At 51.2% G+C, this 13,567-nt stretch carries 12 protein-coding genes; 8 read left to right on the top strand and 4 right to left on the bottom strand.

Annotated elements, in window-relative coordinates; genetic code table 11:
• Positions 1-49 precede the first annotated feature (49 nt).
• Entirely contained in the window at positions 50-2,071 is a 2,022-nt protein-coding gene (locus ACWIP2_RS10920; RefSeq protein WP_448519964.1) for a DUF5723 family protein, read from the top strand.
• Between the two features lie 183 nt (positions 2,072-2,254).
• Positions 2,255-2,854: a hypothetical protein gene (locus ACWIP2_RS10925; RefSeq protein ID WP_448519965.1), complete on the top strand. Its 600-nt coding sequence runs from the start codon at positions 2,255-2,257 to the stop codon at positions 2,852-2,854.
• 3 nt (positions 2,855-2,857) lie between these two features.
• Here the strand turns inward: ACWIP2_RS10925 and ACWIP2_RS10930 are convergent, their stop codons facing one another.
• Both ACWIP2_RS10930 and pdxH read right to left on the bottom strand, forming a co-directional pair.
• Positions 2,858-4,138, bottom strand: a complete 1,281-nt coding sequence (locus ACWIP2_RS10930) for an FAD-dependent oxidoreductase (RefSeq protein ID WP_448519966.1) — start codon at positions 4,136-4,138, stop codon at positions 2,858-2,860.
• Positions 4,111-4,749, bottom strand: a complete 639-nt coding sequence (gene pdxH, locus ACWIP2_RS10935) for a pyridoxamine 5'-phosphate oxidase (RefSeq protein ID WP_448519967.1) — start codon at positions 4,747-4,749, stop codon at positions 4,111-4,113. The genes ACWIP2_RS10930 and pdxH overlap by 28 nt, the downstream gene beginning before the upstream one ends.
• 313 nt (positions 4,750-5,062) lie before the next feature.
• On the opposite strand from pdxH, the gene ACWIP2_RS10940 reads away from it, so the two are divergent.
• The 6 genes from ACWIP2_RS10940 (at position 5,063) to ACWIP2_RS10965 (ending at position 12,090) form a co-directional block, all read left to right on the top strand.
• Positions 5,063-6,799, top strand: coding sequence for a PAS domain-containing sensor histidine kinase (locus ACWIP2_RS10940; protein WP_448519968.1), 1,737 nt, complete (start codon positions 5,063-5,065; stop codon positions 6,797-6,799).
• Positions 6,800-6,801: 2 nt separating this feature from the next.
• Entirely contained in the window at positions 6,802-8,058 is a 1,257-nt protein-coding gene (locus tag ACWIP2_RS10945; protein WP_448519969.1) for a response regulator, read from the top strand.
• 95 nt (positions 8,059-8,153) lie between these two features.
• Positions 8,154-8,720 (top strand): 16S rRNA (guanine(966)-N(2))-methyltransferase RsmD, encoded by a 567-nt coding sequence (rsmD, locus tag ACWIP2_RS10950; RefSeq protein WP_448519970.1) that lies wholly within the window; start codon positions 8,154-8,156, stop codon positions 8,718-8,720.
• The gene (coaD, locus tag ACWIP2_RS10955) at positions 8,717-9,208 is read left to right on the top strand and encodes a pantetheine-phosphate adenylyltransferase (protein WP_448519971.1); all 492 of its coding nucleotides are present in this window, start codon (positions 8,717-8,719) and stop codon (positions 9,206-9,208) included. Before rsmD ends, coaD begins: the two co-directional genes overlap by 4 nt.
• Positions 9,209-9,246: 38 nt before the next feature.
• Positions 9,247-10,461, top strand: a complete 1,215-nt coding sequence (locus ACWIP2_RS10960; protein ID WP_448519972.1) for a pyridoxal phosphate-dependent aminotransferase — start codon at positions 9,247-9,249, stop codon at positions 10,459-10,461.
• A gap of 123 nt (positions 10,462-10,584) precedes the next feature.
• Entirely contained in the window at positions 10,585-12,090 is a 1,506-nt protein-coding gene (locus tag ACWIP2_RS10965) for an amino acid permease (protein ID WP_448519973.1), read from the top strand.
• Here ACWIP2_RS10965 and ruvB read toward each other — a convergent pair.
• Together ruvB and ACWIP2_RS10975 are read right to left on the bottom strand one after the other, a co-directional pair.
• A complete protein-coding gene (ruvB, locus tag ACWIP2_RS10970; protein ID WP_448519974.1) occupies positions 12,074-13,099 on the bottom strand; it encodes a Holliday junction branch migration DNA helicase RuvB in 1,026 nt (341 codons plus the stop codon). The genes ACWIP2_RS10965 and ruvB overlap by 17 nt on opposite strands.
• A gap of 135 nt (positions 13,100-13,234) precedes the next feature.
• The coding region (locus tag ACWIP2_RS10975) for a tautomerase family protein (RefSeq protein ID WP_448519975.1) at positions 13,235-13,567 on the bottom strand (333 nt) is incomplete at its 5' end.

Raw genomic sequence — 13,567 nt, forward strand, 5'->3', positions numbered from 1 at the left:
ACCTAACGGCGCAATTTAGGCGCAAAAAGCAAGTCTAACACTTACAATGATGAACCATCGACGCCTCCAACTTGCCTGCCTGCTGATCATTTTCATGTCGTGCTTTCAGACCGACGCACGCGCGCAACTCTCGGTCGATAACGGCGTGAGCAACGCGATGGGCAATAGCGGCGCCGCGTTTATGGGTGGCTTTTTAGCGTTGGATGTCAATCCCGCGCGACTTGCCGCTAAAGAATTTCACCCATTGAAACTCACTATTGGACTTGCACCAGTAGGACTTGCCGCCTACAACAACGCATTCTCGATAAACGCCTATAACCGTTACTTCGGCAGAGACAGCCGCAGCGTGCCATCGCAACAATCGACAACGACATGGACGCAAGAAGACAAAAATGGTATTCTCTCGCTCTTCGGCGACGCGCTGCAAGCCAATGTCAATTTCAGTGCAACTTGGCTCGGCGCAGCGTACCACATTTCCGAAACCGCCGGCTCGGTTGGATTTTTTATACGCGATTACGCCGGCGTGCAAGGGCAGCTCAACAAAACCTACATTGACCTTGCGCTCAATGGCAACGCCAATTTGCTTGGACAACTTATTCCCTCCAATGGCTCGGAAGGTCGCGCATGGTGGCATCGATACTACGGCGCGTCTTACGCCCGCGACATCAAACTGCCGACACCTGCGATAAAAAACTTCCTCGCTGGCATTACGCTCAAATATGTGCAAGGCTTCGCCGTCGCGCAGTTGGATAACGCCTCGACGATTTTTAATTCCGCATCGGGCGATAGCCTTGCTGCTCGATTGTCGTATCAATTGCAAACCGCAGGACCGCGAGAGGTAACAACGATTTTCTTTCCGCAAAGCTCTGGCGGCGGATTTGGATTCGACCTTGGTCTCTCGGCAGATGTGCGCGAAGGCATCACGCTTGCACTCGCCTTGAACGATGTCGGCTCGGTCAGCTACTCGGCGAATTCCTTTATCCGACGCGCCGATACAGTCGTCAGTTTCACGGGGTTTCGAGACCCGATTGACGGCACGGTCAATCAAAATCAAGTCGATAGCTTGCGGCGCGGCATTGAGGGAACAGGACAAACGGCGGGCACTTTCAATTTGGCGCTGCCAACGCATCTGCGGTTCGGTGCGGCAGTCGATTTGGAAAAGTTCAATAAAATTCCGCTCGTTGCCACGCTCGATTGGGTGCAAGGGTTCAACAGTAGCTATGGCAATACGACGTCGCCGCTTGTTGGTATCGGCGTTGAATATCGCGGTCTTAGAAACCTTCCGGTTCGTGCAGGAGTTCGGCTTGGTGGAAATCAGAACGCCTCAATTTCATTTGGCTTTGGATTCGATACACCTAATGCTGCGTTTGACGTCAGCACACGAAACCTCTTGGGATTTCTCTCGCCGAGTTCGGCACAGCATCTCGCCTTTGGGTTAGGCTTGCGCATACGTGTCATCAAGCCCGACGAGGTTCTTTCGCCCGATGAGCTACGCGCACCGATGCGCCCAACGGAGCGACCGTTTCCAACGATTAATTTTGTCGCTGCCAAAAATGCACTGGTCGAGGGAGATACAACGCTCTTGGTTTGGACAGTCGTCGATGCTGATGACATCAGCATTCAGCCCGACATTGGCAAGGTCGCTGCGCAAGGCTCATTCACGATTAAGCCGCTGAAATCCACGAGCTATATTTTGACGGCGACGAACCCGACTGGATCATTATCGGCGCAGGTAACAGTGCGCGTTGTGCCGCCGTCGCGCCTTGTGCCGTTGCCGAAAGTTGTGCCAGAGGCGCCGCTTCCCGATGTGTTCAAAAAAGCGATTGATGAAAAGAAAGGCGGCTTTACGATTGCACTGCGCCGCACCCGAATTGAAAAAGAAGCCAACGCGGCATTAGGACTTTACCAAACGAAAGGATTTACGGCGTCTCTGAAACGGCGCGGCACTAAGAAAAAACCACGCTTCACAGTTCGCACGGCACAGTTCAAAACGCGCAAAGAGGCGCAGAAAGCCTTGAAAATGTATCGCGCGATTTTGCCCAAAGGCGCCAGCATCGAGAGCGTGAAGTAGCGCCTAATACGGATATAGTTTGAAGAAGATAGGGGTTGTCATTCTCCATCCCGCAAAGCGGGATGAAGAATCCAAGCATAAAGATGGATGCCTCGCGTCGCTCGGAGTGACAGCGTTGTAAAATCTACTCCTCTTCTAATTACTTTGGTATAAGAGCCTCGGTGAGCACCAAATGAGAAGACCATGCAACGATTTTGCCTTTTGTCGACCTTGATAACGACGGTTGTTTTTAGCGGGTGCGGCGGAGCGGAAACCGCGCAACAACGCGTCTTGATTCGCGGCAACGTGATGGTTTTGTCGTTCAACACCTTCACGCTTTCCGCAAACGAGCGACTTTGGCTGGAACAATATGTCGGCGAGTTTTTTCGTCGTCAAGGCATCTTGCTCGCCAAATACGATATGGTCACGAAGCCTGCCAACACCCCTTTTCGCGGCACAGATGATTTGGGCATTCCACACTTGACGGTGTCGGTCAATTTTATGTCGGAAGAATTTGAAGCAGTTGGAATTCCAGCGACGCAGAATTTTCAACTTTCCATGACGATGAGCCGCCTCACCGCTAAATCATCTGAGTCGGCGAACGAACCAGCAACTGAGATTTGGCAGGCTTCGAAAATTGTCAAGTTCCGACCGATGGAGCAAGTGAATCGACAGGCATTTCCGAACGTGTCTTTCGCACGCCTTGCGTGGCTTGCCAACGAAGTGGTGGTTGCGTGTTTGGAGCGCACCACGTTTGAAATTCTTATTCCTATGCCGCAGCGCTCGCCGATGTTTCAGCAGTGATGGTTAAAATCGGCTGATGTCGCGCCCAAAGAGTATTGCCTTCGTCCAATCGAACAACACCAGCGCTTTGTTTTTCAGGCTAATCAGTTTTGTTAGGTAAGCCGAGCGCCAAAAGAGCCAAGTGCCAATGCCGCTCGATTTTGCCTGAGGCAATTCAGCAAGCGCACGGTTATCGCCGACATAAGCCAACATTCCAAAGTTGATGCGTTTAAATTTTTCGCCGACAGGTTCGGGCGACCCGCGCTTTGCCATGGCGTTGAGCTGGGTTGCCAAATAGGCGCCCGCTTGCTGCGCGACCTGCGCAGTTGCAGGCTGCGTGTAATTTTCAATGGTCGCGCAATCACCGAGCGCGAAGATGTCCAATTCATTTTTAACGCGCAAGTATCCATCTGTTACCAACCGTTGTGCTTTATCGCGCTCAAATGGGAGCGACTTTACAAACGCCGTCGCACCGTTGCCCGTCGACCAAACCACCAAGCCACACGGCAGTTCTTGGCCGCTCGAGAGCAAGACGGCAGTCGCCGTAACTTTTTTGACAGTCGTGTTCGTCAGCACCGTCACGTTCCGTCGCTTAAAGACCTTCATGGCGTAATCGGCGAGTCCTTCATCGAACGTGCTAAGAATTTGTTTGCCTGCTTCAACCAAAGTAATGTTGGCTGCCTGAATCTGTGCGGGGAAGGTCGCAGTCAGTTCATCGCTCATAAAGTCTGCAAGTTCGGCAGCGAACTCGACGCCCGTCGGACCGCCGCCAACGACGACGGTGTGCAGCAATCGCTTCTGCTCTGGCTCATCGAGGGCTGGTAGCGCAGCGCGTTCAAAATTATCAATGATGCGATTTCGTATCCGCCGTGCGTCAATGAGTTCGCGTAAAAACAACGCATGTTCATACACACCTTCAATGCCGAACGTGTTATTGACCGCACCGACGCAAATGATGAGCTTATCGTATTTGACGCTGAATCGGCGCTTGTCCTCGACTTGCTCGCAGACCACGGTTTTAGACATTTTATCGAGGTCGACGGCAGTTGCTTGAAAATATGTGATGCCTTTTCGAGCCAAGCGAATCGGCTCGATGATGCTGCGGAACTCAATGGTGCCGACGGTGGTGCTGGGCAACAGCGGCGAGAACAGAAAATGATTGCGTGGGCTGACCACTGTAACGTCGTAATGCGCCAGCGAGATTTTTTTGATGAGACTGACCGCGCCGAAGCCTGTGCCGAGAACAACCAACTGAGGTTTCATTTTTCCTATGCTCTTCACGGCGATAGGCGGTCGATTTTCCAAACGCCGTTTGTTTGTTTCAGGTATCTAAATCGGTCGTGCAGGCGCGACGGCTGGCCTTGCCAAAATTGGAGTTCGTCAGGCACAACGCGAAAGCCTCCCCAGAACGGCGGAAGCGGCACATTGCCAATTGGGTATTTCAATGCCAGCTCTGCTACTCGCGCGAGCAGTGCGGTTTTGCTTTCAAGCGGCTCGCTCTGACGCGACGCCCATGCGCCATACCGACTTGCAAGCGGACGACTGTTGAAATACGCCTCCGAGTCTTCCGTGCTGATTTTTTCAACGCTGCCCACGATATTGACTTGCCGCTCCAATTTCTGCCAATGAAAACACAGCGCAGCGTTTGGATTTTCGCTCAACTCCCGCCCTTTTCGGCTTTCGTAGTTGGTAAAAAAAACAAATCCGCGCTCGTCAAATCCTTTGAGCAAGACAACGCGCGCCGACGGTTTGCCGTCTTTCGTCGCAGTGGCAAGCGTCATTGCATTGGGTTCATCGATGCCCGCGTCTCTGGCATCTTGAAACCATGTCTCAAACTGTTTGAACGGGTTGGCATTGAGGTCTTTTTCGTCAAGGCTGCCTTTGAGGTAATCTTTGCGTAAATCGGCGATGGACATTGTTAAAATGCAATAAAAAAATCGTTGGTTGTGATTTTTCTCTTTACAAAAGTAACTTCCTACAAATCTACCAAATACATATCAGAAGTTTCTTGGAAAAGAGTTTTTTATGACGACAGTTCTTAGTTCCGAAAAAAAATTAGACGAACAACGCGCGTTTGCTACTCGCGCAAGTCGGTGATGAAGTGCCAAGCGAGCGTGCCGTTCTCGTCAAAAAAAGAAAAGCGATTCTGTCAGAGGTCTCACTGGCGCGCGGGCGAATTTGTCAAGGGGTTAGGTAATCTTTACGTCGCGTCGTAAATTTCAGATTTAAATGACGCCAATGCAAGAATTTATGGAAATCGCGTCCCACCCAACGACGCTTACAAGCACCGCACTGCTGCTCTACGCGGCGGCAGACGAGATGCACGACCCGATGTGCATTAAAGACACATCGGGCCGTTACCAGTGGCTTAATCGAGCGATGCTGGCGATGCTGGGTTTGAAGGCGAAAGAAGAGGCAATCGGAAAAACGGATTATGATTTTTTTCCCGTCGACCTTGCCGAAAAGCAAGAGCGCGAGGAGCGCGATGTGATGATGTCGGGCAAGCCGATACCAGCGCACGAAGAGGTCATTATTGAACCCGCGTCGGGATTGCTTAAATGGCATCAAGTTACAAAGTCGCCGTTTAGAGATGCGGCAGGAAACGTGCTGGGCGTTGTTATCATCAGCCGCGATGTCACCGCTCGAAAAGAAGGCGAAGAGACGATGCTTCACATTCAGGCGGATTTGGTTCAAAAAGAAGCGGCGATTTCCGCACTCATCAATAACACCGACGACTGGATTCTGGCCATCGACCGAGAGTATAACATCACTGTTGTGAATGAAGCCTCGCGCAGCGCTGTGCAGCAATCCCTCGGAATTTACCTGACGGTGGGCATGTCGATTTTCTCTATTGTTCAGCCGGAGGACGTCGAGAACTGGGGGCGATACTGCGACCGCGCCCTCACTGGCGAAACGGTTGTCTTCGAGGACGCCCAAATGCTCGGCAAGGGCGCTCGTTTTTATGAAATCGCCTTTCACCCCATTAAAGATTTTCAGGGCGATTTGTTCGGTGCGTCCATTTTCATTCGCGATATTTCCGAGCGCAAACGTATCGAGGCAGAACTGAAACGGCTCAACAACGAACTCGCCACGCGCCTTCTTGAAATTCAGGAAACCCAAGCGCATCTGACACAATCGGAAAAAATGCGCTCGCTTGGGCAAATGGCGGCGGGACTTGCCCACGAACTCAATACACCGATTGGATATATCTCGAGCAACGCCGATTTGATTCATGAACGCTTCAATGCGGTCGCCAAACTTTATGCTGCGATGCTCGATGGCATCAATCTTTTGACGGAACAGCGGTTTGAAGAAGCATTGGAACGTCTGCAAGCGGTGCGCAACTCGCCCAACGGCTCGATGTCGGAATTAGAGGAAACCGTGCGCCGCACCGAGCGGCTCTTTTCGGGTATTGCAGCAGGCTTAGAGCAAATGACGAAACTTGTCGCCAGCATGAAAAATTTTTCGCGCTTAGACGAAGCCGATATGAAAAAAGCCGATTTGCACGAAGGCTTAAAAAACAGTTTGGTCATGATTGCCCATGTATTGAAAGAGGAAAAAATCAATGTAACCGTCGACTATGGTCATTTGCCGCAAATCGACTGTTATCCTGCGCAGCTCAATCAGGTCTTTTTGAACTTGATTCAAAACGCGATTCACGCCGTTGAAAAAAAAGCCGACAAAAAAATTCACATCTCGACCGCATTGGAAAACGATATGGCGACGATTCGCATCAGCGACAATGGCTGCGGTATTCCCAAACACGTCCAATCCAAAATTTTCGAGCCGTTTTTCACCACCAAAGATGTCGGCAAAGGCACAGGGCTGGGACTTTCGATTTGTTACGATATTGTCCAAAAGCACGGCGGCGAGCTTCTTTTTGAAACTAAAGAAAACGAAGGCACAACCTTTATCGTTAAAATTCCTGCCGTAGAGTTTGCTAAACCAAAAGAAGGCGCATTCTAACCATGACCGACGCAAAACCTGCCATAAAACTCACCATGCTTATTGTCGATGACGAACAAAAAGTCGTCGAGGCGCTGTATCAACTCTTCGATAACGACTTTCATGTTTTTACGGCAAACGATGGCGAAACCGCTATTAAAATCGCCGAGCAAAAGCCTGACCTTGCCATCGTTATCTGCGACCAGCGCATGCCCGGCATGAAGGGCGTCGATGTTTTGAAACACATCAGGGAAATTCGTCCCGACGCGATGCGCATTTTGCTTACGGGCTATGCCGACCTTGATTCAGTCTTGGAGTCGGTGAACGTCGGCGAGGTATTTCGCTATGTCAGAAAGCCGTGGCAGTCGAGCGTGCTGAAATCTATTGTGGCGATGGCAGCGGCATCTTATTTGCTCAAACGACAAAAACGCGCTGCCACCGACGGCGACACATCAACCAGTGCGCCGTCGCCAACTTCGCTCAGCACCGAGCCAGAGAAACAGACGTTCGCTTCGTTTGAAGAAGAATTTTTCGCCACCTTTCAGCAGCAGACCATTGACGAAATCAAACAATATCAAAGTTTCGAGGAAGAATTTTTCGCCCGCCTCAATGAACAAGCGCTAACGGAGAGCGAGCTTCCTGCACCGACCGACCAAGCCGCACAAGAACCAATTGAACCGCTCCACTCGCATGACAAACATCATGACCTTCGCAAAATCGTCTATGGCAGAGACGGCAAACCGAAAGTTCTCGTCGTCGACGACGAAAAGCGCGTTTTGATAACGCTGACCGATTTGCTCCGAAATGAGTTCGACGTCATTGCCTGCATTAGCGGACAAGCCGCGCTCGATGTTTTGGAGAACAACTCGCTCATCGCCGCCGTCCTCTCCGACCAACGTATGCCCAACATCAGCGGCGTGGATTTCTTGATTGCCGCGCACAAAATCGCGCCGATTGTTCCCAAAATTTTAATGACGGGTTACGCCGACGTCAATGATGTCGTGCGGCTGGTCAATGAAGGGCAAATTTTCCGCTTCGTGCAAAAGCCGTGGGATATCAACAAGCTCAAAAAAACGCTCTACGAAGCGACAGACGAATTTGAAAAGCGTATCGAGGACGGCTTGAAAATTCGGCAGTGGACGCTCAAAGCGGCGGAGGATAACAAAAAAACCGCTGCTATGGTCGAGCATATCCGTGGCACGAGCAACCCGCAAAGCGATTTGGAAATCGATGGTTTGAAAAAACTCGCTGCCCTGCTCAAAAAATCCGATAAGAAATAGCACCAACGCATAGAGCTCTGACATTGATTTCAAATATGCTTTTCCAGCCGTTCCGACGCCACGCCAAAACTTGCTCCATTTCTTAATCGCCGCTTGTGAGAATCATCGCCGGAAAATTTCGCAGCCGACGCATTCATACCGTTGAAACACGGGATGTGCGTCCGACCACCGACCGCGTGCGGCAAGCTGTCTTTGACACACTCGCTGCGCGACTCGAGTTTGACGATATTGTCGTTCTCGACCTTTTTGCCGGAAGCGGCTTGTTGGGGTTTGAATCGCTCAGCCGCGGCGCCGCCCGCATTACCTTTGTCGAGCAAAACAGCCAAGTCATTTCTATGCTCAACAACTCGATAAACACTTTGGATGTCGCGGCTCAGGCTCGCGTGCTTCGGCAAGACGCGCTGCGGTTTCTTCAAACGTGTTCCGATGTGTTCGACTTAATTTTCGCCGACCCGCCGTATCGGTTTTCGGATTACGACGTGCTGCTCGATGCAATTTTTTCTCGCGGCTTGCTCGCAGAAAACGGCTATTTTGTCTTAGAGCATCATGCGTCGATCGATTTTTCAGCGCATCAGGCGTTCAGCCTTCGCAAAGAGTTCGGCTCGAGCGCCGTGAGTTTTTTCCAAACGAACCTTGAACAACAAAACGACAACGAGACATGAAACGCGCCATTTATCCCGGCACCTTCGACCCGTTTACTTACGGACACATCGACGTGCTGGAACGCGCTTTGAACATTTTCGACGAAATCACGCTGGTCGTCGCCGTCAATAGTCAAAAGAAACCGCTTTTTACGATTGAAGAGCGCGTCGAGATGATTCAGCAATCGGTGGCCAGCTACAGCCATGTTCAGGTCGAGCGGTTCGAGGGCGGCTTGCTGATTGAACACGCAAAGGCAATGGGCGTGAAAGCCATTATTCGCGGGCTTCGACAGGTGGCAGACTTTGAATATGAATTCCAAATCGCGCTGATGAACCGGCACTTGTATCCTGAAATTACAACCGTATTTTTGATGCCGAATGAAAAATATACGTATCTGACATCGTCGATTATTCGCGAAGTGGCAAGTTTGGGCGGCGATGTGTCGGACTTTGTGCCGCCGCCCGTGCTGAAATTTTTAGAACACCGATTTAATCACCAAACAAAATAATTTACGCTCAACGATTCCCTTTTTGGAGGACGAGACCTTTGACAAACGGCACACTTAGCATTGAGACAGAACGATTTTTATCGCGCCGCGTGCTGCGCGTTCAAGAATCGCCGACGCTGCAAATCACGACGCTCGCCAAAAAAATGAGCGCAGACGGACACGACGTCGTCAGCCTTTCAGCAGGCGAACCCGATTTTCCGACGCCCGATTTCGTTTGCGACGCCGCCATTGACGCCATCAAACGCGGTTTCACGAAATACACCGCCGTCGCTGGCATTCCTGACCTAAGAAACGCCGTTTGTGAAAAATTCAAGCGCGACAATGGCTTGCACTATTCGCCCGATGAAATTCTCGTGGCGGGCGGCGGCAAACAAGCCATTCAAAACGCGATACTTGCGCTCTGCGACGAGGGCGACGAGGTGATTATCCCTGCGCCATACTGGGTGAGCTTTCCTGAAATGGTCAAAATTGCTGACGCCACTCCCGTCATTGTTCAAACGACGATTGAGCAAAAATTTAAACTCACGCCCGAACAACTCGCCGACGCCATTACGCCGCGCACCAAGATGCTCATCTTCAACTCGCCCTCGAACCCCACAGGCGCGATGTATTCCGAGCAAGACATTCGCGCGTTGATGAATGTGCTTTCTGGAAAAGATATTTTCGTGATTTCCGACGAGATGTATGACCAACTCGTCTATGGCGAAGTCGCGCATTTTTCGCCCGCTCAAATTTCGGACTTACGCGAGCGTGTCATCGTCAGCAATGCACTCTCAAAAACGTATTCTATGACAGGCTGGCGCGTCGGTTACATTGCCGCCGCAAAGTGGATTATCGATGCCGCCGCAAAATTGCAATCGCAAATGAGTTCGCACACCAGTTCCATTTCACAAAAAGCCGCCGCCGCCGCGCTGATGGGTAATCAAGAGATTGTTTTCAATATGCGCGACGAGTTCAAAAGGCGACGCGATTTTCTTCATCGCGAACTTTCCAAAGTTCAAGGCATCACCTGCACTTTGCCCGAAGGCGCATTTTATTTGTTCCCGTCGGTCGAGGGACTGCTTGGAAAAACATTCGGCGGCACAACGCTTCAGAGTTCGGTCGATGTAGCGGATTTTCTTTTGAAGCAACACCTTGTCGCCACTGTGCCGGGCGATGCCTTTGGCACAACCGGCTACTTGCGACTTTCTTACGCGGCATCAATGGCGGAATTGGAAAAAGCTGCGTTGCGGATTCAAAAAGCGTTTGCATGATCCTCGCGCCTTGCACGATGCGCAGCTTTTCGCTATAATACTAAATCGTTAACTCGATGACGCCTGCATCAGACGGGCGACGTTTTTATCAACAAAAATTCCGTAAACAAGGGAGTTAGTCCTGTGGCAAATCAACTTTTTTCAACGAAATCCATTCCTGACATCATTGCCGCGTCTGAAAAGGGAGAAGGCGACGCGCAGCATATCACGCTCAAACGCACGCTGAGCGCGTCGGGACTGACAGCACTCGGTATTGGCGCAATTATCGGCGCAGGACTGTTTTCGATTACGGGCGGCGCCGCAGCTTACAATGCCGGTCCTGCCGTAACGATTTCTTTTGTTGTGGCGGCTATCGGCTGCGCTTTTGCTGGCTTGTGCTACTCCGAATTTTCATCAATGATTCCGATTGCAGGCAGCGCCTACACCTACTCCTACGCCACGATGGGCGAATTTATCGCGTGGATTATCGGCTGGGACTTGGTGCTGGAATACGCAGTTGGCGCAGCCACAGTCTCGATTAGCTGGTCGCGTTACTTCGTCAAGTTTATGGAAAATTTCGGTGTACATTTGCCGCCGCAGTTCGTCATGTCGCCCTTTGATTCCGTAACGACGCCCGAAGGCGCTGTCATCACAGGCATCTTCAACCTTCCTGCTGTGATTGTTGTGATTGCTATTTCGCTCTTGCTTATCCGAGGCACGCAGGAATCGTCGTTTGTCAATAACATCATCGTCGCGCTCAAAGTCTCGGTCGTATTGATTTTCATTGCTCTTGGCTGGGCGTATATCAACCCGTCAAATTACACGCCTTACATTCCCGATAACACTGGCAACTTCGGCGAGTTCGGCTGGAGCGGTATTATTCGTGCAGCTGGGATTATCTTTTTCGCCTACATCGGCTTCGATGCAGTCTCGACGGCAGCACAGGAGGCAAAAAATCCACAGCGCGATATGCCAATTGGCATTCTTGCCTCGCTGGCAATATGCACGGTGCTTTATATTCTCTTCTCGCATGTGATGCTTGGACTTGCCAACTACACCGAGTTTCGCGGACAGGACGGCATCGCGCCTGTTGCAGTGGCAATTTCACACACGCCTTATGTGTGGCTTCAACAAGGCATCATCATAGCAATTCTTGCTGGTTACTCATCGGTCGTATTGGTCATGCTCTTGGGTCAGTCGCGGGTGTTTTTTTCAATGTCGAAAGATGGCTTGCTTCCGCCTGTTTTTTCCGAAGTGCATCCAGAATATCAAACCCCTTGGAAATCAAACGCGCTCTTCTGTGTGTTCGTCGGACTCTTTGCGGCATTTGTTCCTGCGCGCGTTGTCGGTGAACTGACGAGCATCGGCACGCTGCTTGCGTTTGTGTTGGTCTGCATCGGTATTATCGTTTTACGTCGCACACAGCCCGACTTGCCACGCCCGTTCAAAACACCACTCGTCCCGATTGTGCCGATTTTGGGCGTCGTTACCTGCTTTGGCATGATGGCAGCACTGCCCGCCGATACATGGCTTCGGCTTGCGATTTGGATGGCGATTGGCTTCGTGATTTACTTTGTGTATGGCAAGAAGAACAGCAAAGTCGGCAAGGCAAGCGCTAATGGCGTGGCGGCAACTACGGCTGCGCGTTGAACAAATCAGGCTGTTTCGGGCGCTCAACGTTGAAGCGTTTATAGGCAAGGTCGGTGGCGACTCTGCCGCGCGGCGTCCGCATCACATAGCCTTCTTGAATCAAATACGGTTCGTAGACTTCTTCAATCGTGTCTTGTTCCTCGCCGACGGCAATCGCCAGCGTGGACACCCCCACCGGACCGCCGTTGTATTTTTCAATAATCGCTAACAGAATCCGTTTGTCCATATCGTCCAGCCCGTATTCGTCAATCTCCAATGCCGACAAAGTTTTTCGGGCAACATCGAGCGTAATAATGTTCGAGCCGCCGACCTGTGCGAAGTCTCTGGCACGGCGCAGCAATCGATTGGCAATTCTCGGTGTGCCGCGTGAGCGTCGGGCAATTTCAAACGCGCCTTGTGCGTCAATTTCGACGCCCAAAATTCTCGATGCTCTGAGGATGATTTTCTCAAGCAAATCGGCAGTGTAGTAATCGAGCCGCGAGGAGATGCCAAACCGCGCTCGAAGCGGCGCCGTCAGTAACCCTGCCCGCGTTGTTGCACCAACCAACGTGAACTGCGGAATGGAAATCTGCACACTTCGCGCCGACGGACCAGAATCAATCATAATGTCAAGTTTGAAATCTTCCATCGCTGAATAGAGATATTCCTCGACGACGGGATTCAATCGGTGGATTTCATCAATGAATAAAATGTCGCCCTTGTCCAAGTTGGTGAGCAACCCAGCAAGGTCGCCGGGCTTATCAAGGACAGGACCAGATGTGGATTTGATATTGCCGCCCATTTCGTAGGCAATGATGTAAGCAAGTGTCGTTTTGCCAAGTCCGGGCGGACCAGAGAGCAAGACATGGTCGAGTGCTTCCGCGCGCGCGCGTGCCGCGCTGATAAAGACGCGCAGGTTCTCGACGATTTTCTGCTGTCCTGAAAAATCTTCAAATCGGACGGGACGCAGACGCTCTTCAAATTGTACATCGAGCGTATTTTTTACAGTGTCTAATTGGTTATTTCGCATAGTCAGTTGCGCTTTTATCAAACGCACCATTTTACAGTCACATTCGTCAGAGATACGCCAAAATAGGACAACGCGTTAGCATCAATCACAAGCGGCGCAGCGTATCAGTAACTTTCAAGATATGCCCTGCTCGACCTATTTTTCTTGTTCCACATAGTATTGAACGCCCGATGCGAATGCCCAATTCTCGCGCGCTGTTTCAATAAACACGACCAAGACGTCGTTGGGCGCCACCCCGACGCCCTGCTGCATGTTCTCAATCAGCGCAGTTAAAATTGTCTTTTTAAATTCGACTGAGCGACCGACGGAAAGTAAAATTTCAATGGCGATGAACTTTTCGCTGCGCGGTGTTTGCAGATTGGGGTGCGTTGGGTTATAGAGGAAGTGCGCGGCGGGCAGTTCCAAAATACGCTGAAACTTATCGCTCTCAGGAAAGCCCGCATGAACAATCGCGCGATGAATGCCGTC

The sequence above is a fragment of the Rhodoflexus sp. genome (assembly GCF_053489755.1).